Here is a 24,951-nt window from a genome sequence, read left to right as displayed (position 1 = left end):
CAGCGCGGTGATCAAGCGTGCGACAGCACGTTGACGACATTGCCACCGGCGTCGGCGAAGAAGAAACGGCGCACGCCCCACTCCTCGTCGGTCAGCGGATGCACGATCTCGACACCTTCGGCGACTGCGTCCGCGTAAGCCCGGTCGACGTCGGAAACCTCCAGTGAGGCAACCGGATTCACCGGCGCGGTGGCATCACGGGTCATCACGCTGAACTGGGCGGTGCCGCCACCGGCGGTCCCGGCAGTGCCCAGCGTGGCGATCCACCCGAGGTTCATCAGCACGTCGAACCCGAGAACGGTGCGGTAGGTCCGCACCGCGGCATCGAGATCGTCGACCGTCAGGATGGGTACCGCGCGCGAGAGCTCCATGCTGCTCATCATAGGTGGGCCACTCGAGGGAACGGGTCGCCACGGCAGGTCGCCACCCCGTAGCGTTGGCACCATGAGTTGGAACTACCTCATGGACATGGACGGCGTGCTCATCCGCGAGGAGCACCTGATCCCCGGCGCCGACGCATTGATTGCGGAGTTACGCGACAACGGGATTCCGTTCACCGTGCTCACCAACAACTCGATCCGGACGCCACGCGACCTGCGTGCGCGCCTGCTGCGGACCGGCCTCGACATCCCCGAGGATGCCATCTGGACCTCGGCACTGGCGACGGCCCGCTTCCTCGACACCCAACGGCCGAACGGCTCGGCGTATGTGGTCGGTGAGTCCGGGCTGACCACCGCCCTGCACGAAATCGGCTATGTCATCACCGATGTCGACCCCGACTATGTGGTCCTCGGCGAGACGCGGACCTATTCGTTCGAGGCGATCACCACCGCGATCCGGCTCGTCGAGCGCGGCGCCCGGTTCATCGCGACCAACCCGGACGCGACCGGACCGTCCACCCAGGGCTCGTTGCCGGCGACCGGTGCGGTCGCCGCACTCATCACCCGGGCCACCAACCGCGACCCGTATTACGTGGGCAAGCCGAATCCGCTGATGATGCGCTCGGCGTTGCGGAGGATGGGGGCCCACTCGGAGAACACCCTGATGATCGGTGACCGGATGGACACCGACGTCATCTCCGGTCTCGAGGCGGGTCTGCAGACGATCCTGGTGCTCTCGGGCATCTCGACGCCGGAGTCGGTGGAGCTCTACCCGTACCGTCCCACACGCGTCATCGCCTCGGTCGCCGACCTCGTCGGGCACACCGACCATCCGTTCGTCTCCGAACCGGAGAGCCTGTAGCGCACACCGATCCACCGTCGACCCTGATCACGAGAACGACCGCCCGTGTCGATGATTCGAAGCGGGCGGTCGTCTGTGGTGATCGGGCTCAGTGCGCGAGAGCCTTCGCCTTCAGGTGCTCGAATTCTTCATTGTTGATCGCACCGGAATCGAGAAGCGATTTCGCATCGGCGATCTGTTGTGCCGGAGAAGTTCCCGCGACGGTCTTGATGTAATCGTCGGATTCCTTCTTGTATTCGACTGCGGCTTTCTGGGCACGCTCGGCCATTCCCTGCCCCTTGACCAGCAGGTAGGCGAGCGCCGTCAGATACGGCAGGATGATCAGGAAGATCACCCAGATCGCCTTGGACCAGCCGGAGGCCTTATGGTCGCGGAACAGGTCGGCAATGATGTACCACAAAACGATCAGATACGCGACGAACGCGAAGATGATCACCATCGACCACAAGAAGTTCCAGAACGAATCCCACATCGGGAGTGCTCCTTAAGAGATCAGAGTGCGTGGTCAGTTTTCTGACCGGAATCAGCATCTCACAAAAACATGAAATCAGACCCGCGAGACGGACAATTGACGACCAACGTCCCCAGTGGGCGCCGGTTCGGCACAATCGGTGAGGTGAACGTAGAACTCGGGCTCAACACCTTCGGCGATGTGACGGTCGATGAGGCCGGCGCACCGAACCCCGCGGCCCAGACGATCCGCGACCTGCTCGATCAGGCGGTTCTCGCCGACGAGGTCGGCGTCGACTTCCTCGGCGTGGGCGAACACCACCGCGACGACTACGCCGTCTCGGCGCCGGAAGTGGTGCTCGGGGCTGTTGCCGCGCGCACCACGCGGATCCGGCTCGGCACTGCGGTGACCGTGCTCAGTTCCGACGATCCGATCCGCGTATTCGAGCGCTTCTCGACACTCGACGCGCTGTCGTCGGGTCGTGCGGAGGTCATCCTGGGCCGCGGATCGTTCACCGAGTCGTTCCCGTTGTTCGGCTTCGACCTCGAACAGTACGAGGAACTGTTCTCCGACAAGCTTGATCTGTTCGCCCACTTGCGAACCGGGCGCCCGGTCACCTGGTCCGGGACCACCCGCGCACCGTTGACCGATCAGACCGTCCACCCCCCACTCGAGACTCCCCCACTACCGACGTGGATCGCGGTCGGCGGCAGCCCGGAGTCGGTGGTGCGCGCCGCACGGTACGGCCTACCGCTGATGCTCGCCATCATCGGCGGCGATCCCCTGCGGTTCGCGCCGTACGCCGACCTGTATCGGCGGGCACTGGCACAGTTCGACAAATCGACCGATCTCCCGGTGGGCGTGCACTCACCGGGCCACGTCGCCGACACCGACGAGCAGGCCCGCGACGAATTGTGGCCGCACTACCGCACGTATGTGGCGCGAATCGGCGCCGAACGCGGCTGGCCCGCACCGACGCGCATCGAGTTCGACCGGTCGACCGGACCCGGCGGTTCGCTCTACGTCGGCTCACCGGAGACGGTGGCGCACAAGATCGCCCACACCGTTCGGGCCTTGGGACTCGATCGCTTCGACCTCAAGTACTCCCACGGCACACTGCCGCATCGTCCCATGATGCGCAGCGTCGAACTCTATGGCACCCAGGTCATCCCGCGGGTTCGCGAGATCCTGGGCGACGCCGTCACCGACGCGCAAGAGTGAGGGAGAAGTCCCCCATCGGGTCGGTCCAGCTCGTGACGGGCGCCAGTCCGGCGTCGGCGAGTTCGCCCTGCAGCACCGACAAATCGAACTTGGTGCTGATCTCCGTCCGGATCTCGGCACCGGCCGGAAGACGCCAACGACGTTGCAGGTCACCGAAGTAGGCATCGATGTCCCGGCGCGCCCGCAACCACATCTCGATGCGGTGGCGCTCGGGATTCCACCGGGCGATGTGGTCGAAGTCGTCGGCGTACAGTCCCACGGCGTCGAGGCCGGTACGCAGGACCTCGATCATGTTGCGATTGAAATCCGCTGTCACCCCGGCCTTGTCGTTGTAGGCGGCGACAAGCCGACCGGTGTCCTTGATGAGGTCGGCACCGAGGAGGAAGTAGTCGCCGGGTGCGAGGGTGGTGGCAAGACCGGTGAAGAACGCGCGACGCCCGTCGTCGTCGAAGTTGCCGATCGTCCCGCCGAGGAACACCGCCAGCCGTGCCCCGTCGCACGACGGTAGGACAAGCCCGGTATCGGTGAAATCCCCTTCGACCGGCCGGATGTCGATGCCCGGGTAGTCGCCGGCGAGGATGCCGGCGGATTCGGCGAGCATCTCGGCGCTGACGTCGACGGGGACGTAGACGAATTGGCCGGCCGGGCGATGGCCGATCCGCTGACCCGTGCGGGTGAACGCATCGAGGAGGAGTCGGGTCTTGGTCGATGTGCCCGAACCGAATTCGACCATCATCGCCGCGTTCGTGGCATCGACGATGTCGTCGGCGTGGTCGCGCAGGATGGCGGTCTCACGCCTGGTCGGGTAGTACTCGGGTAGCCGGGTGATCTCGTCGAACAGCCTGCTGCCGCGTTCGTCGTAGAGCCATTTCGTCGGCAGCACCGGCGGGGTGGACCACAGACCGACGAGAGCGTCGGCGGCCAGCGGCGTCAGTGTTTCGACGGTCACCGGGCGAGCCTCAGACCGGCGAACACCCAGCGCGACGGCGCCGGGAAGAAATTGCGGTACGTCACGCGCTCGTGGCCGCGCGGCGTGATGGCGGCCGCGCCGCGCAGAACATGTTGATCGCTCATGAACTTTCCGTTGTATTCGCCGACCGCCCCGTTCGCCGGGACGAACCCCGGATACGGAAGATAGGCACTCGAGGTCCATTCCCACACATTGCCGATCATCGCCGCCTCATCGGATCCGGCGACCGATCGGGGGTGACAACGATTCGGGTCCAACAACTCTGCGTGCTGGGCACCGAGCGTGGATGCGGCGGTCTCCCATTCGAATTCGGTGGGCAGACGGGCTCCGGCCCACCGGGCGTAGGCATCTGCCTCGTAGAAGCTCACATGCAGCACCGGTTCACCGGGATCGAGCGGTCGCCGACCCGAAAGCGTGTACGTCGTCCACTGCCCGTCGTCGTCGCGGCGCCAGTAGCCCGGAGCCTGCCAGCCGGCCTGCCGCAGGTGCGCCCACCCGTCGGACAACCACAACTCGTGGCGCCGATAGCCGTCGTCGGCGATGAACTCCAGCCAGTCGGCGTTGGTGACCGGACGCTCGGCGATCTCGAAGTCCTCCAAGAAGACTCGATGCCGCGGACCCTCGTTGTCGTAGGAGAATCCGGCTCCCGGATCGGCGCCGACCTCGGTGACGCCACCGGCGACCGAGCGCCATGTCATCGGCCCCGGCGCGCTCGGCGCATCGAGTTCGCGGTCGACGTAGATCGGGCCGGGCGTGAGCGGAATCGTCGAGAAGAGATGCTTGACGTCCATGAGCAGCAATTCCTGGTGTTGCTGTTCGTGATTGCAGCCCAGTTCGACGAGGTCGAGTGCGGCGTCGTCAAGGGCGCCACGCGTCAGGGCACTTTCCATCGCCGCGTCCACGTAGTTGCGGTAGTGGGTGATGTCGTCTACGCCGGGTCGGGTGACCAGGCCGCGATCCGGTCGCGGATGGCGTTCGCCGACAGCCTCGTAGTAGCTGTTGAACAGATAGCGATAGGACTCGTCGTACACCACATAGCCGGGATCGCGGCGGAGGATGAACTCCTCGAAAAACCATGTGACGTGGGCCCGATGCCATTTGGCGGGGCTGGCCTCGGTCATCGATTGCGGGGTCTGGTCTTCGGGCGACAACCGGTCGGCCAGCAGGTCGGTGAGCTCCCGGACTTCTCGAAAGCGTTGCGCCGGCGACTGATCGGTGTGTACGGAGATACGTTCGGTGATGCTCACTGGAGGTCCTCCCGTGGCGTGCGGACGCGGGGTTCATCGACCCCGCCCACTCCATCGTTCCCACGACTACGCCGACTGTCAACGAGGACATCTCTCGCATCCACCGTTCGTCCACTCCGTTCGTCGCCGTCAACTCATGGTTGACGCCACTATTGCGTCAACCTAGAGTTGACGCATGGACGACAACCCCACACCGACCCAATTGACCGGAGTCCGCCTCGACGACCTGATCAGCGCTATCCACAAGGTTCATGACGATCCGCTCGAGCAACTGACCGACGCCATGACCGCCGCCGCCCACCTCGGCGACGTCGGCGACAGCCTCATCGGACACTTCGTCGACCAGGCCCGCCGCTCCGGCGCGTCGTGGACGCAGATCGGCGCCAGTATGGGTGTGACGAAACAGGCTGCGCAGAAACGGTTTGTCGGCCGCAACCCGGCGTCCGACGAACCACATCCTTTCAGCCGCTTCACCCCACGAGCGCGCAACGTCATCTCGTCGGCGCACAATCGCGCGGTTGCCACCGGCGCGCACACCGTCGGCTCGACCCACCTGTCCCACGGATTGGCCACCGACCCGTCGTCGTTGGCCGCACTGGTACTCACCGCACAGGGCGTCGACCCGACGGTCTTGGCGGACACCAGCGCGCCCGTGGACACCGATCCCGCCGCAAATCCCGATGCCGACACCGTCCTGCCCTACGACGACGACGCCAAAGCGGTTCTCGAACAGACGGTTCGGACGGCGCTCGAACTCGGGCACAACTACGTCGGCACCGAGCACCTGCTGCTGGCGCTGTTCACCGATCAGGCCGTGGGCGCACGCCTACGCGCCGCAGGCGCCGATGCCGAGGCAACGAAGTCGGCTGTCGAAGAACAACTCTCGCAGCTGAAGACGTAGCGATCGAGGTGTCAGTCCTCGTCGCCGACGACATGCACCGCAGCCTCTTCGGCGCTGGCGCCCGCCCCGTCGATCCCGCAGTCGGTGGCGACGGCCTCGGCCTCGTCGTCGCGGTAGTCGCCGGCGTCGGGCGCCAGCAATCGACCGGCGCGAGGCCCACCCACCTGGTCGGCGTCCTCGACGAACTCGTCGTCGGCGTCGGATTCGTGCGACCGCCAATCGCGTCGCTCGTCGGCGGCGATGTCATCGAGCGGATCACTCGCCCCGACGTCGGGCTCCTCCTCGGAGAGCTTCTCGTCCAGCGTCTCGCCCTCGCGCATCTCCTGCGCGGTCAGCCCGTGCACGGCACCCTTGGGCGCGTAATCCGGCGGGGAGTAGCCCTCGTCGAGGACGTCGTCGACGCCACGATCGTCGAGCGTGTCCTCGGGTTGCAGCTGATCGTCGGGGTCGAGGCTGTACTCGCCGTCCGAGCCTTCGGGGGTGCTGTCGTTCTCGTAACCGCTCACACTTTCACGATGCCAGGCCACGCGACCGCGGGCCAGCATGCCGGGCCGAACGAGGTCCTTCGGCCCCGCACCGAATGCCCGAGCATGGTTACGTCTTTGTGAAACAGATCACGTTCCGGTCCGAATTCGGCGACAATATCGACTGTGATCGAGGAAATGCAGGAGGAAGCCCGCTCCTTGCTCTCCGCGGGTGAATACGGACATGCGCTGGCCGAGTTCTCGGTGCTGCGCGAGATCCGGTCGCGACGTGAGGGACCGTACTCGCCGATGTATCTGTCCAACCTCCACGACTCGGTGCGCTGCATGTCACACCTGGGATTGTGGGCCGACGCCACGCCGCTGTGCCGCGAGCTGCACGGCAAGTACGTGCGCACGCACGGGCGCGGCGAATCCGACACGGTCGACGTCGCCAAGCACTGGGCGTGGGCACTGGTGCACCTCGCCGACTACCCGCCCGCGGTCCGCCTGTACCTGCTGACCGCCGACGCCCTCTGGGACGTCGACCGCGACCAGGCCCATCGGCTCCTCGGCGCAGCGTTGGCCCACCGCCACGACCTCGACCCCGAAGCACTGGTCACGCCGGGAACCATCGACGGGGTGGGTTTGCGCCACCCCGACGACGTCCTCGCCGACCTCGGCGATCTGCGGTCACGACTGCCCGCCGACGACCCGCCGTTCACCTGCACGACGATCGACGGGTTGGTGGCCTGAGGTCGTTCATCACGGTCGTGCCGAGCGACGCATTCGCCGGTGTCCTGCACGGACATCCCGTCACCCGATCGTGCCGATCAGACCTCGACCGCGCGCCCACCCCGACGACGCCGGAAGACGTAGCTGTCCGCCGCGAAGTGTCCGGCGTTGGCGAATCCCACGGCCAGCAGCGCCGCGATGAGCGCGAGCGGGAACTCGTAGCCGCCGTCGTTGCTCCAGAATCCGTGATCCCAGTGAACCGTGGCAATCGCGCCGATCATGTCGATGACCAACAGGATCGACACCAGCGGTAGCAGCAGCCCGAGAATGAGCAGGATTCCGCCGACCAGCTCGACCCACGCCGCGTAGTACGCCGAGAACTCCGGCCAGGGGACGTTCACCGACTTGAAGAACGCCGTGGTGGCGTCGATTCCGTTGGTATGAAGCTTCTGCCAGCCGTGCATGATGAAGACATAGCCCAGGATCACCCGGGCTGCCAGGAGTGCGATGCCGCGAAGACCGTTCATGTGCCACTTCCGTTTCTCGATCCGCCACGTCATGGCGGGGCGTTGCTCTGACCGAACCCAAGATATACGGACCATGGTCCGCTTACAATTGCGGCACACCGGCATGCGATGCCCACCGACCCCTCGACGGGTACTCTGAGTTTCCGCACGGTCGGTGCTCGAACAGGTGGCCCGACACGCGATCGTCACCCGGTCGAGTCCATCGCAATCAGCCCGTGACCGACCCGCGACGCCCGCGTGCCCGGAGAACCGGACCGACCATGTGACACGCCACCGAGGACGAGGGAGATGTTGAGTGCGGGGAAAGTCGGTCAAGGCATCGCGACAGCCCCTCCTCGGATCACCCGCCGACGAACTGGACCCGTACCTCCCCGACAACGGGAACCTCGGCTACCGCATCTCCCGATACGACCTGGAACTCGAGTACAAGGTCGCCAGTAACCGACTCGAGGGCACCGCGACGCTCACCGCGACGTCCTACGTCGCCCTCCAGCGCTTCACCCTCGATCTCGCCGGAACGCTGAGCGTCTCGCGCGTCACCGTCGACAACAAGCGGGTGCGCTATTCGCACCGCAACAAGAAACTCTCGATCACCCCGGCCGCGCCGATTCCGCCGGGCGGCGCGATGACGATCGTGGTGCGCTATCACGGCTCACCGCGGCCGATCCGCGGCGCCTGGGGTGAGGTCGGCTGGGAAGAACTGACCGAGGGTGCGTTGTGCGCCAACCAACCCAACGGTGCGGCGTCGTGGTTCCCCTGTGACGACCATCCGCTCGCCAAGGCCACGTACCGGATCGCGATCACCACCGACAGCCCGTACTACGCCCTAGCCAACGGCGTCCTGGAATCCAAACGCGTACGCGCGGCCCAGACCACCTGGGTCTATCAACAGGTCGAGCCGATGTCGACGTATCTGGCGTCCATCCAGGTCGGGCCCTACAAGAAGGTGTCGTTGGCCACCAAGCCGATTCCGGTCGACGCGGTGCTCCCGCCGCGACTGACCCGCAATCTCGACATCGACTTCGGCCGGCAGGTAGAGATGGTCGAGGCGTTCGTCGAGATGTTCGGCCCGTATCCGTTTCCGCGGTACACCGTGGTCGTCACCGACGATCCGCTCGAGATCCCCATTGAGGCGCAGAGCTTTTCGACATTCGGTGCCAACCATTGCGACGGCACCTCGCGCTCGGAGCGACTGGTCGCCCACGAACTCGCGCATCAGTGGTTCGGCAACTCGGTGACGCTGGCGCGGTGGCGCGACATCTGGCTGCACGAGGGATTCGCCTGCTACGCCGAGTGGTTGTGGAGCCAGCGCTCGGGAGGCCGCAGTGCCGACGAGTGGGCCCGGCACTACTACGCCAAGCTCGCCGCGAGTCCGGTGCGCGTCGCACTCGCCGACCCCGGACCGCGAAAGATGTTCGACGACTGGGTCTACAAGCGCGGAGCCATCACGCTGCACGCTCTGCGACTGACCATCGGCGACGGGAACTTCTTTGCCCTGCTGCACCGCTGGACCGACAAGTACCGGTACGGATCGGTGACCACCGAGGACTTCATCGCCCTCGCCGCCAACTTCTCCCCGACGCCGTTGCAGGATCTGTGGCAACGGTGGTTGTTCACCCCGGAGCTACCGGCCTACCCCACACCCTGAACGCCGTTGCGTGAGATCACTTCTCGCGCAGCACGCGCACGTAGTCCTCGACGTCGTCGAACTGCGGCAGCAGACCGGATGCACGTGCGGCACCCAGACCCGGGGCCGCGGTGTCCTTCGCGGACAGTTCGTAGACCAGTGGACTGCCGTCGCGGGCGAACCTCGGCCAGTCGATCCCGAGTTCGGGGTCCATCGGGTTGATCCCGTGTTCGGCACCGGGGTTGTAGCCCGTCGAGCACAGGTAGGTGACGGTGGAGTTGTCGGCGAGCGCGCAGAAGGCATGGCCCAGCCCCTCCGACAGATACACCGCGCGGCGGTCGACGTCGTCAAGTAGGACGGTGTCGTGGGTACCGAATGTCGGTGAGCCGATTCGGATGTCGACGATCACGTCGAGGATCGCGCCGGTGGCACAGGTGACGTATTTGGCCTGTCCGGGCGGGACGTCGGCGAAGTGCACGCCGCGCAACACCCCGGCCGCCGACACCGACAGGTTCACCTGCGCGAGGTCGAAGCGGTGCCCGATGGTCTCGGCGAGGACGTCGGCCTTGAACGCCTCGGTGAACACCCCGCGCGCATCGCCGTGCAGTACCGGGGTCAGCTCCCAGGCACCGGCGATCGAGAGTTCTCGGACCTTCATGCGAATCCCTTTCCGCGGGCGAGGATGTCCAACAGATAGTCGCCGTAGCCGGACTTGCGCAGTTGCTCGGCCCGGGCCGCGAGCTGATCGTCGTCGAGATATCCACGACGCCAGGCGATCTCCTCGGGCACCGCGATCTTGAGTCCCTGCCGTTGTTCGACGGTCCGCACGAAGTTACCCGCATCGAGCAGCGAATCGAAGGTGCCGGTGTCGAGCCAGGCGGTACCCCGCGGCAACACCGTGACCTTGAGTTTGCCGCGCTGCAGATAGTGGTCGTTGATGTCGGTGATCTCGTATTCTCCACGCGCACTGGGCCGTAACCCCCGTGCGATCTCGACGACGTCGTTGTCGTAGAAGTACAGACCCGGAACCGCATAGTTGGATTTCGGTGCGGCGGGCTTCTCCTCCAACGAGATCGCCGTCCCCGACTCGTCGAACTCGACGACGCCGTAGGCACCCGGCTCGGCGACCCAGTAGGCGAAGATCGCCCCACCGTCGACGTCGCCGAATCCCTGCAACTGCGAACCGAGTCCGGGACCGTAGAAGATGTTGTCGCCGAGGACGAGGGCGACCGAATCGCCGCCGATGTGCTCGGCGCCGAGGGTGAACGCCTGCGCGAGTCCGTCCGGCGACTGCTGCGTCACGTAGCTCAGCTCGACGCCGAATTGACTGCCGTCGCCGAGCAGCCCACGGAAGGCGTCGGCGTCGGTGGGGTTGGTGATGACGAGGATCTCCCGGATGCCGGCGAGCATCAGCGTCGACAGCGGGTAGTAGATCATCGGCTTGTCGTAGACGGGAACCAGCTGTTTGCTCACCCCCTGCGTGATGGGGTGGAGCCGGCTGCCGGTGCCCCCGGCCAGGATGATCCCGCGCATGGGTGCCAGGGTAGCGGGCCGAAGTCGGACTCTCTCGGTATCCTCTACAGCGTCATCATCGTCTGCATCGTCATCTGTCTCCGACACCGAAGGGCTCGACTCACATGCGCGTGCTGGTCACCGGGGGCGCCGGATTCATCGGCGCGAACTTCGTGCTGCGCACCGTCGAGAATCGCCCCGACGCCCGAATCCGGGTGCTGGACAAGCTGACCTACGCCGCCAATCCCGCGACTCTCGAGCCGGTCGCCGACTCCGTCGAGCTCGTCGAAGGCGACATCGCCGACGCCCCGCTGGTCGAACGGCTGGTCGCCGACTCCGACCTCGTCGTGCACTTCGCCGCCGAATCGCACAACGACAACTCCCTGGCCGATCCGTCGGCCTTCGTGCAGACCAACCTCGTGGGCACCTACACCCTGCTCGAGGCGGTCCGCCGACACCGGGTGCGCTACCACCACATCAGCACCGACGAGGTCTACGGCGACCTCGAACTCGACGACCCGGCACGCTTCACCGAGCAGACCCCCTACAACCCGTCGAGCCCCTACAGCTCCACCAAGGCCGGCAGCGACCTGCTCGTTCGTGCCTGGGTGCGCTCGTTCGGCGTGGCCGCGACGCTGTCGAACTGCTCCAACAACTACGGGCCGTATCAGCACGTGGAGAAGTTCATCCCGCGTCAGATCACCAACGTCCTGTCCGGGGTGCGGCCCCGCCTCTACGGCGACGGACGCAACGTGCGCGACTGGATTCACGTCGACGACCACAACGACGCCGTGTGGACCATCATCGACGCCGGCCGTATCGGCGAGACCTACCTCATCGGCGCCGACGGTGAGGTCGACAACCGCACCGTCGTCGAGACCATCCTGGAGTTGCTCGGGCAACCGCGCGACGCGTTCGACTTCGTCACCGATCGGCCCGGCCACGACCGCCGCTACGCGATCGACTCCACGCGGTTGCGCACCGAATTGGGTTGGCGGCCACAGTATGTGGACTTCCGCTCCGGACTGGCGGCAACGATCGACTGGTATCGCGAGCATCCCGACTGGTGGCGTGCGGCCAAGACGAGCGCCGAACAGAAGTACTCGGTCACCGAGAAGATCCTGGGATAGCCCGACGCGCGGTCTCGGTCAGCTCCCGGCCTGCGCCTGCTGATGCCGTCGCGCCTTGGTGCGGTTGCCGCAGATCGCCATCGAACACCACCGCCGCGTCCCCGAACGGCTGGTGTCGAGATACCAGAGCACACACTGCGGGTGCTGACATTGCCGAATCCGGTCGGGCACCCGCGCCAGAAGGTCGAGATAGCCTTCGGCGGCGAGCCACGGCACCGTCCACGCCGGATCGTCGACGACGAGTTCGTCGTGTACCCCGTCGGCGCCGAGTGACAGCTCGCGATGCCCATGGGCCAGAACGTCATTGAGCGCTGAACGAGATTCTTCCTCGGCGGGCCGCCGGGCCACCGAGGCGATCGCCTCCCGCGTCGTACACAACGCCGCACGCAACGCCGCTTCGGCCCGCTCCGGCCGGTACCGCTCGTCGATGATCGCCGAACGGAGCCAGATCTCGACGCCGCCAACGGTTTCCAGCAGATCCTGCAGGCGGCCACCCTCGATCCAATGGGTGTCGAGAAGATCCAGCGGGAGCGGCTCGCCGAGGAGCGGGCGTGGATCGGCCTGCGAGGTCATGATCCCAGGGTAAAGGCGGGTCGGCACTTGTGCGCACACCCCCTTGCGCCACGACCACTAACCCCCTAACGTCATTTAGACAGTTACACCGGCAGCATCCCGCCGACGGTGACCAGCCAGGAGGCATCATGTCCGCACCCACATCCGAGACCTCACCACTGCAGGTGGCCGCGACCGGACACGTCGCGCTCAACGTCACCGACCTGGCGAGATCGGTCGATTTCTACTCGGGCATCTTCGGTTTCGACGTGCTGGGACGCAGCGACGAGCCCGGACGGGAATTCGCGTTCCTCGGGCGCGGCGCCGAGTTGATCCTGACGCTGTGGCAGCAGAGCGCCGACGAATTCCCGACGGCCATGGCCGGTCTGCACCATCTCGCCTTCAACGTGCCCTCGATCTCCGATGTCGAAGCCGCACAGGCATTCCTGCGTTCGCGGGACGTGCCGTTGATCTATGACGAGATCCTCGCGCACATGCCCGGGATGACCTCCGGCGGGATCTTCTTCACCGACCCCGACGGCATCCGGATCGAGATCTGCACCGCCGAGGGCGCGCAGATCCATCCCACCCGCGACGACGGCACCCCCAGCTGCGGTTTCTTCTGATGGCCACCGGCTTCCACGCCGGTGAACTGGCCGCCCAACGCAGCGCCGGCCTGGCCGCGGCCGGCGCCCGCATGGCACGCACCATCCGATCGAGCATGCCGACACCGCTGATCGGCTTCCTTGCCGATCAGTCATGGATTCACCTGAGCGGTGCGGATGCGGCACAACACATCTGGGCGTCTACACTCCTCGGCGACGCCGGTCTGATCGAGGTCGTCGACGACACCACACTGCACCTGCCGTATCCGGCGGCCGACGATCCCCTGCGCGACCTCGACGCGGGATCCGAGGTCGGGCTGCTGGCCATCGACCTCACCCGGCGCCGACGGGCGCGCATCAACGGCACCGTCCACCCCGACACCGACGGCATACGCGTTCACGTCGACCAGTGCTATGCCAACTGCCCCAAGTACATTCAGAGTCGACCACACCGACCGGCGGTCGGCACCGACCCCGTCGTGCCGACCACACGCACCGACACCGCGCACCTGACGGAGGCCGACATCGAGCTACTGGATCGCGCCGACACCGCCGTCCTCGCGACCATCGCACCCGGCTTCGGGGCGGACTGCTCGCATCGCGGCGGGATGCCCGGCTTCCTGCAGTGCAGCCCCGACGGGACCGTCATCCGTTTCGACGATCATCCCGGCAACGCCATGTTCAACAGCCTGGGCAACCTGGAACTCGACGACCGCGCCGGACTGACCGTCCCCGACTTCGATACGGGTGCGTTGCTGCAGATCACCGGCCGCGCCACGGTGCGGTATGCGACGCCGGACGAACGGACCGTCGAGATCACCGTCGGCCACGTCGTGCACCGCACCGGGGTGCTGCCGTGGCGATACGGTCCGGTCGAATACTCCCCGGCGTCGATCGCGGTCACGAGCGACCACTGACCGAGCCGGTGCAACACATCCAGCACACACCGGCCGCACGAGCACTTCCCAGGCCGACCTTCTACCGTGGTGCTCATGCGCGTACTCGTCAGCGGCGGTGCCGGCTACATCGGCTCCCACACGGTGATCAAACTCGTCGAGGCCGGCCACGATGTGGTGATCGTCGACGACTTCTCCAATGCCAAACCGACGGTGATCGGTCGGCTCGAGGCGCTCACCGGGGTCCACCTGCCGGTTCATGCGTTCAACCTGACCGACTACGACAAGACCGAACATCTCTTCGCCGGTGAGCAGATCGACGCGGTCATTCATTTCGCGGGGTTCAAGGCGGTCGGCGAGTCGGTCGCCAAACCGCTCGACTACTACCAGAACAACCTCGATTCGACGTTCTCGCTGCTACGCGCCATGCGCCGCCACGATGTACACACACTGGTGTTCTCGTCGTCGGCGACGGTGTACGGCGCCGAGCCGGTCCTGCCGATGACCGAGGACTCGCCGACCTCGGCCACCAACCCGTACGGGTGGACCAAGGTGATGATCGAACAGGTCCTGCGCGACGTCGCCGCGTCCGACGAGTCGTGGCGGATCGCGGCACTGCGCTACTTCAACCCCGTCGGCGCGCATCCCAGCGGACAGATCGGCGAGGACCCCTCCGGCATCCCCAACAACCTCATGCCCTTCGTCGCGCAGGTCGCCGTCGGGCGACGCGAGAAGTTGTCGGTGTTCGGTGACGACTACCCCACTCCCGACGGCACGGGTGTCCGCGACTACATCCACGTCGACGATCTCGCAGCCGGTCACGTGGCGGCACTCGAACGCGTCGGCAGCCACGGCGAGCCGATGTCGGTGTGGAATCTCGGTACGGGCCAAGGGACTTCGGTTCTCGAGGTGATCAAGGCCTTTGAGCGGGCCAGCGGCCGGGAAATCCCCTACGAGATCGCCCCGCGACGCCCCGGTGACATCGCCGCCTCCTACGCCGACCCGTCGCGCGCCAACGCCGATTTGCGCTGGTATGCGACGAAGACGATCGACGACATGTGCGCCGACACCTGGCGATGGCAGTCGAACAACCCGAACGGCTATCCCGAAGCCTGATCACGAGTTCACCGGCGTCGACCTCAACGGAACCGATGTCCGGAATGAGAGACTCACCCCCAGATACTTGTAGTTCTACAATCTTTGTATGTCCACAAGCGTCTCCGCGGCGGAGCTGACCCCGCGCCACAAGACGATCATCCTGGCGACGTGTTGCATGAGCCTGTTGATCGTCTCGATGGACGCGACAATCGTGAACGTCGCGCTCCCGTCGATCCGCACCGAATTGCGTGCGTCGGTGTCATCACTGCAATGGGTCCTCGACATCTACACGCTGGTCCTTGCCGCCCTGCTGATGCTCTCGGGCGCGACGGCCGACCGCTACGGACGCAAACGCATGTTCCAGACCGGGCTGGCGGTCTTCGCGAGCGGTTCACTGGCCTGCAGTCTTGCACCCTCGGTGGCGGTGCTCGTCGTCGCCCGCGCCCTGCAGGCCATCGGCGGCTCCATGCTCAACCCGGTCGCGATGTCGATCATCACCCAGGTCTTCGTCGAGCCCAAGGCACGTGCTCGGGCCATCGGCATGTGGGGAGCCGTCGTCGGCATCTCGATGGCGATCGGCCCGATGATCGGCGGCGTGCTCATCGATCTCATCGACTGGCGCGCGGTCTTCTGGGTGAACCTACCGATCTGCGCCGTAGCGATCGCGCTGACCGCGATCTTCGTGCCCGAATCACGCTCGCCGGTGATGCAAACCCTCGACCCGATCGGGCAGGTGCTCGCGGTGATCACCCTCGCCGCAGTGGTCTACGGATTGATCGAGGGCCCGGTCCAGGGGTGGGGCTCACCGGCAACCATCGCCGTATTCGCTGTTGCCGCACTGGCTTTCGTCGGCTTCCTGATCGCCGAACGGCACCACGTCGATCCGTTCATCGACCTGCGGTTCTTCCGCAGTGTGCCGTTCTCCTCGGCCACGCTGATCGCGGTCTGCGCACTCGCGAGCTGGGGTGCGTTCCTGTTCCTGATGTCGCTGTACCTGCAGGACGTTCGCGGCCTGTCCGCGATCCAGACCGGCGCCATGTTACTGCCGCCCGCCGTGGCGGTGTTGATCCTCTCGCCACTGTCCGGACGTGCCGTCGGGCGCTTTGGCACCCGACCGTCTCTGATGCTGGCCGGGATCGCCATGCTGATCGGTTCGGCACTGCTGACGACCATCGAGCGGGACACCTCGCTGGTGACGATCGGGATCATCTTCGCCATCTTCGGCATCGGCTTCGGTGCGATCAACGCGCCGATCACCAACTCCGCGGTCAGCGGGATGCCGCGCCATCGCGCCGGCGCCGCGTCGGCGGTCGCCTCCACCAGCCGACAGGTCGGCGTGAGCATCGGAGTCGCACTGGCCGGCAGCATCACCGGCGTCGCCGCGTCCGGGATCGGGCCGGAGTTCACCGACGACATGCACCCGATGTGGATTCTGGTGGTCATCTTCAGCGCGATCATCTTCGTCCTGGGGCTGGTGTCGACGACGCGTTGGGCGCAGAACACCGCCGCCGACGTCTCGGCACGCCTCATCGAGACGGAGACCGCCGATGTCTGATCACGACACGGATGCGACGACGATCGACGCCCTCGTCGACGACGTCTGGCAGGCGATGATCACCCTCGTCTTCGACTCCCGCGACCCGTGGCGTCGCGACGTGGTCGCGGCAACCGGCTTGCCGTTCAGCCGAATCCGGGTGCTCCGACGGGTGGCACAGGGACCGACGCCGCTCAAGGAACTCGCCCGCGCGGCCACGATGGATCCGCCCGCGGTCTCGGTGGCGGTCTCCGACCTCGAGTCGGCGGGCTACGTCGTCCGCAAGGTCACCGAGCAGGATCGACGGTGCAAGTACGTGCACCTGACCGATGCCGGGCGCGCGGTGCTCGACGTCGTGGCGGCCGTCCCCGATCCAGCTCCGCCACAACTGCGTTCACTCGACGCCGATCAGCTCCGCCGCCTGCGTGCAGCGTTGGGTCAGGGAGTCGAACCCGCGTCGCCCGCCTGATCGCCTGCCGCACGATCGTCGAGGTCGGGCCGGTGCATCCGGTGACCGACCCCCACGATCGCCAGGCACACCAGTGCCGCCCCCACACCGAACAGGAACATCTCCGGATAGGTCAGGGCGCCGAATGTCTGTGAGAGCCAGGCCAACACGGCCGGGACCGCGAAACCCAGATAGGTGACGCCGTAGAACACCGCGCTCAGACCCGCCAGGTCCTCGGGACCGGATATCCTCTGGACCTCCAACAGCCCCGCGATCATCGCCATGCCGTATCCACAGCCCAGCACGGTCGCGGCGACGAGGGACAGCCAGATCGTCAACACGTGAGCAGCCAACGCCGCCAAGCCCATTCCGATCGCGAGCACCACCAGGGCGCTGACGACCCCGCGGACACCGTCGGGGTCGTCGATGCGGCGCCCCACCGACTGGATACCGAAACCGGCGGCCAGTCCGAGGACACAGCACAGCGCGGCGAAGGCGATGGGCGCACCGGACGTGCGCACCGACATCAACGCCGGGATCACCGCATATGCCGTGGCACACGCACCGAACACCCACGGCGCCACCGGTAACACGACGAGCAGGAACCGTCGGTGCCCGGCCGACGGGATCTTCAGATCGTCGACGAGCCGCCCCGGATTCTGTTGTCGCTCGCGGGTTTCGGGAACCCGCAGGATCAGCAGCACGGCGATGGCGGCGATCGCGATGTTCACCGCATAGGCCAGCACGTGCGGCCACGGTGCCCATTGGGCGAGTGCACCGGCGACGCCCGCGCCAACGCCGAAGCCCGCGGTCAGGCTCATGGCGCCGCGTCGAGCGCCCGCGGCCGCACGGTCACCGGCGCGGACGCTGAGCTCGGTGATCCAGCTACCGCCGACCGCCATCGAAAGTCCCAGGGCCACACCGCTGAACACCCGCCCCACCGACAGCAGCGCGATCGAATGGGCGCCGAACGCCAGGAGCAGCGAGCCGAGTGCGGCGAAGATCGGTGCGGGCAACATCAGTGGTCGGCGACCGAGTCGATCCGAGAGCGGTCCGCCGATGAGTAACGCGGGCACGATGCCGAGAACATAGAGGAACAGCAGCGCATCCACGGCCACGGCGGAGAACTCGCCGCTCTGGCGGTACATCACCAGCAGTGGCGTGAATTCGTTTCCGCCCCAGGCGGAGGCGAACACCGCGAGTGCGACGGCCGGCCAGGTGGCGCGGCGTGCGATGCCCTCGGGAGCGGTGGTCGATGTGGTCGTCAGGGTCATCGCGGATCCCCCGGCAGGTCGTGGACGTCACTGAGGTGACGGCGCAGCGCGGCGTCGAAGCCGTCGGCGTCGCGGCGTTCGATGAGAACGAGGAGTTCGGCGTGGTCGGCGAGGATGCTCTGCGCGATCGCCGGGTCGCGGCGCACGCTCGTGGTGGTCATCCGGCGATGGCGTTCGCCGAGGCCGGTGAAGAAGCCGGCGAGCAGCGCGTTGTCACCGGCGGCCACGATGTGCTGATGGAATTCGGCGTCGACCCGCGAGAACCGGGCGATGTCGTCGTGTTCGACGAGCCGGTGCTCCTCGAGATTGCGGCGCAGCGACTCGACGAGTCGTGTCGTCGCCGAATCGGCGGCGACCACCGCACGCACCGCATGGCCCTCGAGAAGTTGGCGGGCGTCGACGACGTCGCGGGCATCGCGGTCGGTCACCGGGACAACGAGGGCCCCACGTTTGGGATAGAGGCGCATCCACCCCTCGGCCTGCAGACGCAGGAAGGCCTCGCGGACCGGGGTGCGACTGACCTCGCAGCGCTGGGCGACCTCCCCCTCGCTGATCAGCTCGCCGCCGGAGATCTCGTTGGTCAGGATCAGTTCCTTGACCTCGTCATACACCCGATCGGAGGCCGAGGCAGCAGACGAATACAACATAGACACAAGTTGCATGCTAGCCGCCGGACCACAGCAGCCACCACCGATTTGTTGCCTGGATCACCGCACCCGGACCACTGTGACCGGGGAGTGATGCGCGAGTGGGAGACTTTCAGTCATCCCGCGGCCGGTCCACACGACCGCGCGGTCCACGCGCCGGATCGTCATCGTCGCCGATTCGCGCTCACAGCCGGTGGCGTCGTCGCCACCCGAGCAGGAGGACATGACCGTGACGAGCACGGAAGACAACACCGCACACCGCATCGGCGAACCGACCATCGCCGATCATCCGATCACCGACGAGGAGATCTTCCTGGCCCACGTGGGCGGCAAACTCTCGGTGGAACTGCGCTCCCCGATCCAGACCCAGCGAGATCTGTCGATCGCCTACACCCCCGGCGTGGCCCAGGTCTCGCGCGCGATCGACACCGAAGCCGAGCTGGTCAACAAATACGCCTGGACCGATCGACTCGTCGCCGTGGTCAGCGACGGCTCGGCGGTCCTGGGGCTCGGCGACATCGGTCCGCGCGCATCGCTGCCGGTGATGGAGGGCAAGTCGGCGCTGTTCCGGACGTTCGCCGGGCTCAACTCGATCCCGATCGTCCTCGACACCAAGGACCCCGACGAGATCGTCGAGACGCTGGTGCGTCTGCGCCCGAGCTTCGGTGCGGTGAACCTCGAGGACATCTCCGCGCCGCGCTGCTTCGAGATCGAACGACGCGTCATCGAGGCCCTCGACTGCCCGGTCATGCACGACGACCAGCACGGCACCGCGATCGTCGTGCTCGCCGCGCTCAAGGGCGCGGTCCGTTTGCTCGACCGCGGGCTCACCGACCTGCGGGTGGTGATCTCCGGTGCCGGCGCCGCCGGCGTCGCGTGCGCCAACATCCTTCTCGCATCCGGGATCTCCGACGTCGTCGTGCTCGACTCGAAGGGCATCGTGTCGGAGGGCCGCGACGGTCTCAACGAGTTCAAGGAGGATCTCGCCGCGCGCACCAACCCACGCGGACTCGTCGGCGGTGCGGCCGAGGCGCTCGCCGGCGCGGACGTGTTCATCGGGGTGTCGGCGGGCACGATCGACGAGAGTGTGATCGCGTCGATGAACGACGACGCCATCATCTTCGCGCTGTCCAACCCGGACCCGGAGATCCACCCGGAGATCGCCGCCAAGCACGCCGCGGTCGTCGCCACCGGGCGCAGCGACTTCCCGAATCAGATCAACAACGTGCTCGCCTTCCCCGGGGTGTTCGCCGGGGCGCTCGACGCCGGTGCCACCCGCATCACCGAGAGTATGAAACTGGCTGCCGCAGAGGCGATTCTGTCGGTTGTTGCCGAGGACCTCGCGGTGGACAAGATCGTGCCGAGCCCGCTCGACCCGCGGGTCGCACCGGCAGTGGCCGCGGCCGTCGCGGCAGCGGCGAACGCCGAGGACTGACCCTCCGCGCCGACAACTTCGCCTGTTTTCAGTCATTCCGAAAGTAGCCTCGGCCCAAAACCCCAGGTCGCGGGTCACGAGCTACTCGGCAAATGACTGAAAACAGGCGACCGAACGGGATTCGACGGCGAACGCCGGCCGGTCAGTCGGATTTTTCGCGGTCCTGCCACGTGCACAGGCAGATCTCGTTGCCCTCGGCGTCGGCGAGCACCCAGAACGACGGAGCGTGGGCGTCGGTGACCAGGTGTCCGCCGGCGTCGATGGCCGCGGCCATCCGTTCCTGCACCTGATCGTGCGGCAGCCACAGATCGACGTGCATCCGACTGCGTTGCGGCCGTCGCGAATCCATCTGCTGAAACCAGACCGGGGGAAGAATCCCGGTGAGGTCGACGAGGTCGAGCGTGTCATCGGGGTCGTCGTTGTAGCCGAGGACCGTCTTCCAGAACGAGCGGATCGCGGTGATGTCCAGCGCGTCGATCGCGAGGTCGAAACGTGCGGGCGGCACGGCGAACGGTTCGAGATCCATCTCGCGGGCCATGTCGGCAATCCGGTTCGCCAACGCGACATCGGCATCGGTCATCCGATGTTCGCTGTGCGTGTTGAGGGCCAGGTGCACCGATCCGTATCGCAGATCGATGTCCGGATGGTGGTTGGCCTCCTCGGCGGCGTCGATGATGCGGGCGACGAATCGCCCGCCGGTCACCATATTCCGGGTCCGGTAAGCGACCTGCAGGGCGTTGGCGATGACCCGCCACGGGTCGGCGACAGCGGCGGTGACCTCGGCGGCGGTCGGTAGGGTGTAGGGGTTGTCGCTCATTACCCGACCATACGGCCGATCACCGTTGACGAACACCGTCGTTTCGGGCTTCGCCGGGATTACGCTGCTCTCATGCTGATCCCGGCCCGGCTGATGCCACGGATCGTCGAGGGAGAGGTCGACCTGGCCTTCCGTCGGTGGTCGGCGCCGCGTCTGCATCCCGGTTCGCGTTTCGTCAGTCAGGGTGAACTCATCGAGATCACGTCGGTCGAGCAGGTCACCGATTCCGAGATCTCCGACGCCGACGCACACCGCGCCGGTTTCGACACCGCCGAACAGGCACGTAAGGCCTTGCGCCGCACCGATGATCCCGTCTTCCGCATCGGCTTGCGGCACGCCGGTCCCGACCCACGGATCGCCTTGCGCAACGATGCCGCGCTATCCGCGGCCGATCTCGCCGATCTGCGCACACGCCTGGATCGGCTCGATTCCCGCGCACCGCACGGCCCGTGGACGCGAGAAGTGCTGACGCTCATCGCCCGTCGACCGGGAGTCGTGTCCACCGAACTGGCCGCCGAGGTGGGCCGTCCGCAGCCGGATTTCAAGCTCGACGTGCGCAAACTCAAGAAGCTCGGACTCACCCACAGCCTCGAGGTCGGCTACGAGTTGTCACCGCGGGGTGAGGAATTCCTTCGTCGCGAGTCCCCCAGCGAGTAGGTGTCGAGCCCATAATCGGATCCATGCCCTCGCCGCCGCCGGCCCGCTACCTCCTGCGTGCCAAGGAACTCGTCGACGCGCGATTCGCCGAGCCGCTGACCGTCGACGACATGGCAGCCGCCGCCCGACTCTCACGCGCACACTTCTCCCGCGCATTCACCTCGGCCTACGGCGAGACCCCGCACGCCTATCTGCAGACCCGACGACTCGAACGCGCGGCGTCGATGCTGCGCAACACCGATCGCAGTGTCACCGACATCTGCATCGCCGTCGGGCTCCGCAGTGTCGGTTCGTTCACGACGAGCTTCGCCCGCGCCTACGGCAAGACCCCGACCGCCTATCGCGCGTCGTTCCCGCCCGCGGGCGATCAAGCCCATGTGCCGGCATGTGTCCTGCGCGTGTTCACCCGGCCGGCGCCCACCTCCCGCACGGTCGATCCGAACACAGCACAGGGGAAGAAGACCCCGCCCGACGCCGACTCCTAGGCTGAGATCACTCGAGAACCATCTCTCGACGAGCACCAACCAGGAAGGCTCACATCATGATTCGCATCGCCAGCGCCCAGCTCTGGGTGCACGACCAGGACGCCGCACTCGACTTCTGGACCGGCAAGGTCGGCCTCGAGGTCCGCCAGGACGTGACGATGCCCGAGATGGGCGGCTTCCGGTGGCTGACCGTCGGCCCGCCCGGACAGGACGACGTGTCGATCGTCCTGATGGCCATCCCTGGTCCGCCGATGATCGACGGCACCACGCAGACCGAGATCGCCGATCTCACCGCCAAGGGCTTCGCCGGCACCATCTTCCTCACCACCGACAACTGCCAGGCCGCCTACGAGGATCTGTCGGCACGCGGCGTCGAATTCACCGAGGCACCGGAGTCGCGGCCGTACGGCATCGATGCGGGCTTCCGTGATCCGTCGGGCAACAGCGTGCGGTTGACCCAGATTTCCGAGCAATTCGCGGCGTCGTAGGCGTCATACTCACACGATGACCACACGTCATCGGGCGCGGATGCGGACCCTGATCGTCGCGGCGGCGGCACTTCTGGCGGCAGTGGGCGGGGGCGTCCTCGGCGCCACCGCGGCATCGGCCGCCCCGTTTCCGGTGACCACCGACGTCATCGCCGCACAGGCCGCGGGCTATCTACGTCCGGCGACCACCTCACCCCCGGGCGCCAACCTCGACCACTGCACCGACCGCCACGGCCGAGATCCGGTGATCCTGCTGCACGGCACCGCGTCGAACCAGCTCTCGGCGTGGGCCTATCTCGCTCCGACGCTGGCCAACGCCGGTTTCTGCGTGTTCAGTCTGACCTACGGACAGACGCCGTGGAGCGCGAACATCGGGGCGCTGGCCGACAAGTCCGAGTCGACGCGCGAGGTGACGTCGTTCATCGACGCGGTGCGCGCACGGACCGGCGCGACGAAGGTCGACCTCGTCGGGCACTCGCAAGGTGGGGCGATCGCGCAACTGGTCACCCAGGTGCCCGGCAAGGCCGATCAGATCGCGACGATCGTCGACGTGTCGGCGCCCAACCGCGGGTATTCGAACTCTCCATGGGCGCCCCGGACCGCCCCGCCGCCGGCCGGCCAGGGCGACAACGGGCCCCTGCACCCGGGAATCCGCTACGTCAACCTCGCCAGCACCCACGACGAGGTGGTGTTTCCGCTGGCCAACGCACTGATGGACCCGGCGCCCAATGTCACGAACATCGTCGTCGAGTCGGTATGTCCGCACTCGGTGGTCGGGCATCTGGGGATGATCTACTCCCCGACCGTCGGCGCCCTGGTGCAGGGCGCCCTCGATCCGCGGCGTCCGGTGCCCGTGCCGTGCGGCGCGGACTTTCCCGCCTGATCCGAGGCGGTTTTTGTTCGGCGCCCGCGACTCGCTACACTCGTCAGCGCTGCCTAGCGCAGCACGCCGCCCTAGCTCAGTCGGTAGAGCAATTCACTCGTAATGAATAGGTCAGGGGTTCGATTCCCCTGGGCGGCTCCACAACCAGAGGGTTTACCGATTCGGCTCCCCCCGATCGGCACTGACCCACACTTTACCCACCCGGAACCGTGCCCGACCGGGATCTTTTGCGAGCCGCTACCGAGAGCGTCCGCGTGCTCATGCGCCGGCGCCAGGCGAACGCGATGGCCACCAATCCGGCGTGGGTGCCACCGGACCCCGAGCTGATGGCGCTGGCCGTCGAGGTCAACGGAGTAACCCTTCGGCAAACGAGCCGAGGCAGTCGACCTCCGGGGCCGTCTCGCCGCGGTCCTGGGCGATGACTGGGAGCCGTTGGATGGTCCACGAATGTGGTCCACAATCGCTTCCCCAATGTGGTCCACATTGGTGGACTACGATCATGAGCGGATACGAGCTGAGGACCACGACCAGCGCGGCAAAGTCGCTGGGCAAGCTCCCTCGCGTCGAGCAGAAGCTCATCAGCGACTCGATCAAGTCGCTGCCCGACAATCCGCGTCCGCACGGCGTGGCCAAGCTGTCGGGACCACCGACAGCTACTGCATCCGCGTCGGCAACTACCACGTCTACACCATTGACGACGGCGAACTCGTCATCGTGGTCGTTCGTATCGGCCACCGAAGGGAGGTCTACACCCGACGAGCTATTCCATCCGCGAGGCGAAGGCCAAGCTGTCCGAGCTGATCCGAGACGCCGAAGATGAGCCAACGGTGATCTCGAACCACGGCAAGCCGGCCGCGATCGTGCTGTCGCCGGAACGCTACGACGGCCTGCTTGAGGAGATCGAAGACCTCCGAGATCGGCTGGCCGTGTACGAATCCCGCGACGAGCCGACTGTCCTCTTCCGAGGCACTGGACCGACTTTTGTGGAGTGTGCCCCTTATCGTTTGGAGGCAGGGAAACGTTCCCCTTAACACGATTGGGAGTACTCCTGCAGGCAGTACAAAACCGCATGCATGACCAGGAAGCGCGATCAGGGCCGTTGGTGGTT

29 protein-coding genes and 1 tRNA gene are annotated in these 24,951 nt (G+C 66.5%); 18 read left to right on the top strand and 12 right to left on the bottom strand.

Annotated elements, in window-relative coordinates:
* Positions 1-11: 11 nt before the first annotated feature.
* Entirely contained in the window at positions 12-371 is a 360-nt protein-coding gene (locus tag P3L18_RS03080; RefSeq protein ID WP_276113205.1) for a VOC family protein, read from the bottom strand.
* Between the two features lie 73 nt (positions 372-444).
* Between P3L18_RS03080 and P3L18_RS03075 the strand changes: the two genes are divergently transcribed.
* Complete coding sequence (locus P3L18_RS03075; protein ID WP_014358821.1) at positions 445-1,242, top strand: HAD-IIA family hydrolase; 798 nt, start codon at positions 445-447, stop codon at positions 1,240-1,242.
* Between the two features lie 88 nt (positions 1,243-1,330).
* Here P3L18_RS03075 and P3L18_RS03070 read toward each other — a convergent pair whose 3' ends face one another.
* Positions 1,331-1,714: an SHOCT domain-containing protein gene (locus tag P3L18_RS03070; protein WP_006372401.1), complete on the bottom strand. Its 384-nt coding sequence runs from the start codon at positions 1,712-1,714 to the stop codon at positions 1,331-1,333.
* A gap of 69 nt (positions 1,715-1,783) precedes the next feature.
* Here P3L18_RS03070 and P3L18_RS03065 point away from each other — a divergent pair, with 69 nt between their 5' ends.
* Positions 1,784-2,914: an LLM class flavin-dependent oxidoreductase gene (locus P3L18_RS03065; protein ID WP_276113204.1), complete on the top strand. Its 1,131-nt coding sequence runs from the start codon at positions 1,784-1,786 to the stop codon at positions 2,912-2,914.
* Here P3L18_RS03065 and egtD read toward each other — a convergent pair.
* Together egtD and egtB are read right to left on the bottom strand one after the other, a co-directional pair.
* Positions 2,895-3,863 carry an L-histidine N(alpha)-methyltransferase gene (egtD, locus tag P3L18_RS03060; protein WP_079931214.1) on the bottom strand — a complete coding sequence of 323 codons (969 nt, stop codon included), beginning with the start codon at positions 3,861-3,863 and terminating at the stop codon, positions 2,895-2,897. The genes P3L18_RS03065 and egtD overlap by 20 nt on opposite strands.
* Positions 3,860-5,131: an ergothioneine biosynthesis protein EgtB gene (egtB, locus tag P3L18_RS03055; RefSeq protein ID WP_276113203.1), complete on the bottom strand. Its 1,272-nt coding sequence runs from the start codon at positions 5,129-5,131 to the stop codon at positions 3,860-3,862. The genes egtD and egtB overlap by 4 nt, the downstream gene beginning before the upstream one ends.
* 175 nt (positions 5,132-5,306) lie before the next feature.
* On the opposite strand from egtB, the gene P3L18_RS03050 reads away from it, so the two are divergent.
* The gene (locus tag P3L18_RS03050; RefSeq protein ID WP_079931212.1) at positions 5,307-6,032 is read left to right on the top strand and encodes a Clp protease N-terminal domain-containing protein; all 726 of its coding nucleotides are present in this window, start codon (positions 5,307-5,309) and stop codon (positions 6,030-6,032) included.
* Positions 6,033-6,043: 11 nt separating this feature from the next.
* Here the strand turns inward: P3L18_RS03050 and P3L18_RS03045 are convergent, their stop codons facing one another.
* Positions 6,044-6,577 carry a DUF5709 domain-containing protein gene (locus P3L18_RS03045; RefSeq protein ID WP_276113202.1) on the bottom strand — a complete coding sequence of 178 codons (534 nt, stop codon included), beginning with the start codon at positions 6,575-6,577 and terminating at the stop codon, positions 6,044-6,046.
* 105 nt (positions 6,578-6,682) lie between these two features.
* On the opposite strand from P3L18_RS03045, the gene P3L18_RS03040 reads away from it, so the two are divergent.
* Positions 6,683-7,249 carry a hypothetical protein gene (locus P3L18_RS03040; RefSeq protein ID WP_020172436.1) on the top strand — a complete coding sequence of 189 codons (567 nt, stop codon included), beginning with the start codon at positions 6,683-6,685 and terminating at the stop codon, positions 7,247-7,249.
* 77 nt (positions 7,250-7,326) lie between these two features.
* On the opposite strand, the gene P3L18_RS03035 is transcribed toward P3L18_RS03040, so the two are convergent.
* Positions 7,327-7,755: a DoxX family protein gene (locus tag P3L18_RS03035; protein ID WP_079931216.1), complete on the bottom strand. Its 429-nt coding sequence runs from the start codon at positions 7,753-7,755 to the stop codon at positions 7,327-7,329.
* A gap of 295 nt (positions 7,756-8,050) precedes the next feature.
* Between P3L18_RS03035 and P3L18_RS03030 the strand changes: the two genes are divergently transcribed.
* Positions 8,051-9,403: a M1 family metallopeptidase gene (locus P3L18_RS03030; RefSeq protein WP_276113201.1), complete on the top strand. Its 1,353-nt coding sequence runs from the start codon at positions 8,051-8,053 to the stop codon at positions 9,401-9,403.
* A 16-nt stretch (positions 9,404-9,419) separates the two neighbouring features.
* Here the strand turns inward: P3L18_RS03030 and rfbC are convergent, their stop codons facing one another.
* Both rfbC and rfbA read right to left on the bottom strand, forming a co-directional pair.
* The gene (gene rfbC, locus P3L18_RS03025) at positions 9,420-10,040 is read right to left on the bottom strand and encodes a dTDP-4-dehydrorhamnose 3,5-epimerase (RefSeq protein WP_276113200.1); all 621 of its coding nucleotides are present in this window, start codon (positions 10,038-10,040) and stop codon (positions 9,420-9,422) included.
* Positions 10,037-10,915 carry a glucose-1-phosphate thymidylyltransferase RfbA gene (rfbA, locus tag P3L18_RS03020; protein ID WP_276113199.1) on the bottom strand — a complete coding sequence of 293 codons (879 nt, stop codon included), beginning with the start codon at positions 10,913-10,915 and terminating at the stop codon, positions 10,037-10,039. Before rfbA ends, rfbC begins: the two co-directional genes overlap by 4 nt.
* A 104-nt stretch (positions 10,916-11,019) precedes the next feature.
* Here rfbA and rfbB point away from each other — a divergent pair, with 104 nt between their 5' ends.
* Positions 11,020-12,024 (top strand): dTDP-glucose 4,6-dehydratase, encoded by a 1,005-nt coding sequence (gene rfbB / locus P3L18_RS03015; RefSeq protein WP_079931209.1) that lies wholly within the window; start codon positions 11,020-11,022, stop codon positions 12,022-12,024.
* Positions 12,025-12,042: 18 nt separating this feature from the next.
* On the opposite strand, the gene P3L18_RS03010 is transcribed toward rfbB, so the two are convergent.
* On the bottom strand, positions 12,043-12,597 hold the full coding sequence (locus P3L18_RS03010) for a CGNR zinc finger domain-containing protein (RefSeq protein WP_276113198.1): 555 nt from the start codon (positions 12,595-12,597) through the stop codon (positions 12,043-12,045).
* A 128-nt stretch (positions 12,598-12,725) separates the two neighbouring features.
* Between P3L18_RS03010 and P3L18_RS03005 the strand changes: the two genes are divergently transcribed.
* The 5 genes from P3L18_RS03005 to P3L18_RS02985 all read left to right on the top strand — a co-directional run bounded on the left by P3L18_RS03005 (position 12,726) and on the right by P3L18_RS02985 (position 17,178).
* Entirely contained in the window at positions 12,726-13,202 is a 477-nt protein-coding gene (locus tag P3L18_RS03005; protein ID WP_276113197.1) for a VOC family protein, read from the top strand.
* Entirely contained in the window at positions 13,202-14,098 is an 897-nt protein-coding gene (locus P3L18_RS03000) for a pyridoxamine 5'-phosphate oxidase family protein (protein ID WP_079931202.1), read from the top strand. The genes P3L18_RS03005 and P3L18_RS03000 overlap by 1 nt, the downstream gene beginning before the upstream one ends.
* Positions 14,099-14,173: 75 nt before the next feature.
* Complete coding sequence (gene galE / locus P3L18_RS02995; protein WP_276113196.1) at positions 14,174-15,193, top strand: UDP-glucose 4-epimerase GalE; 1,020 nt, start codon at positions 14,174-14,176, stop codon at positions 15,191-15,193.
* Between the two features lie 88 nt (positions 15,194-15,281).
* Entirely contained in the window at positions 15,282-16,730 is a 1,449-nt protein-coding gene (locus P3L18_RS02990) for an MFS transporter (RefSeq protein WP_079931201.1), read from the top strand.
* Complete coding sequence (locus P3L18_RS02985; RefSeq protein ID WP_020172446.1) at positions 16,723-17,178, top strand: MarR family transcriptional regulator; 456 nt, start codon at positions 16,723-16,725, stop codon at positions 17,176-17,178. Before P3L18_RS02990 ends, P3L18_RS02985 begins: the two co-directional genes overlap by 8 nt.
* Here the strand turns inward: P3L18_RS02985 and P3L18_RS02980 are convergent.
* Together P3L18_RS02980 and P3L18_RS02975 are read right to left on the bottom strand one after the other, a co-directional pair.
* Complete coding sequence (locus tag P3L18_RS02980; protein WP_265077441.1) at positions 17,148-18,431, bottom strand: MFS transporter; 1,284 nt, start codon at positions 18,429-18,431, stop codon at positions 17,148-17,150. The two genes, P3L18_RS02985 and P3L18_RS02980, sit on opposite strands and share 31 nt — an antisense overlap.
* Positions 18,428-19,078: a GntR family transcriptional regulator gene (locus P3L18_RS02975; RefSeq protein ID WP_006372381.1), complete on the bottom strand. Its 651-nt coding sequence runs from the start codon at positions 19,076-19,078 to the stop codon at positions 18,428-18,430. Before P3L18_RS02975 ends, P3L18_RS02980 begins: the two co-directional genes overlap by 4 nt.
* Positions 19,079-19,301: 223 nt before the next feature.
* Between P3L18_RS02975 and P3L18_RS02970 the strand changes: the two genes are divergently transcribed.
* On the top strand, positions 19,302-20,513 hold the full coding sequence (locus P3L18_RS02970) for an NADP-dependent malic enzyme (RefSeq protein ID WP_276113195.1): 1,212 nt from the start codon (positions 19,302-19,304) through the stop codon (positions 20,511-20,513).
* A 142-nt stretch (positions 20,514-20,655) separates the two neighbouring features.
* Here P3L18_RS02970 and P3L18_RS02965 read toward each other — a convergent pair whose 3' ends face one another.
* Entirely contained in the window at positions 20,656-21,330 is a 675-nt protein-coding gene (locus P3L18_RS02965; protein ID WP_276113194.1) for a VOC family protein, read from the bottom strand.
* A 72-nt stretch (positions 21,331-21,402) separates the two neighbouring features.
* Between P3L18_RS02965 and P3L18_RS02960 the strand changes: the two genes are divergently transcribed.
* From P3L18_RS02960 to P3L18_RS02930, 6 genes are all read left to right on the top strand, one after another.
* A complete protein-coding gene (locus P3L18_RS02960; protein ID WP_276113193.1) occupies positions 21,403-21,987 on the top strand; it encodes a hypothetical protein in 585 nt (194 codons plus the stop codon).
* A 23-nt stretch (positions 21,988-22,010) separates the two neighbouring features.
* Positions 22,011-22,472: an AraC family transcriptional regulator gene (locus P3L18_RS02955; protein WP_276113192.1), complete on the top strand. Its 462-nt coding sequence runs from the start codon at positions 22,011-22,013 to the stop codon at positions 22,470-22,472.
* A 56-nt stretch (positions 22,473-22,528) separates the two neighbouring features.
* Positions 22,529-22,960, top strand: coding sequence for a VOC family protein (locus P3L18_RS02950; RefSeq protein WP_006372375.1), 432 nt, complete (start codon positions 22,529-22,531; stop codon positions 22,958-22,960).
* 40 nt (positions 22,961-23,000) lie between these two features.
* Positions 23,001-23,843: an alpha/beta fold hydrolase gene (locus P3L18_RS02945; protein WP_276113412.1), complete on the top strand. Its 843-nt coding sequence runs from the start codon at positions 23,001-23,003 to the stop codon at positions 23,841-23,843.
* Between the two features lie 65 nt (positions 23,844-23,908).
* Positions 23,909-23,984, top strand: a tRNA-Thr gene (locus P3L18_RS02940).
* A gap of 626 nt (positions 23,985-24,610) precedes the next feature.
* A complete protein-coding gene (locus P3L18_RS02930) occupies positions 24,611-24,874 on the top strand; it encodes a type II toxin-antitoxin system Phd/YefM family antitoxin (RefSeq protein ID WP_346348419.1) in 264 nt (87 codons plus the stop codon).
* Positions 24,875-24,951 lie beyond the last annotated feature (77 nt).

It is taken from the genome of Gordonia sp. N1V, from assembly GCF_029269935.1.
Classification (GTDB): Bacteria; Actinomycetota; Actinomycetes; order Mycobacteriales; family Mycobacteriaceae; genus Gordonia; species Gordonia polyisoprenivorans.
This window is presented reverse-complemented; position numbering and strand designations above follow the sequence as displayed.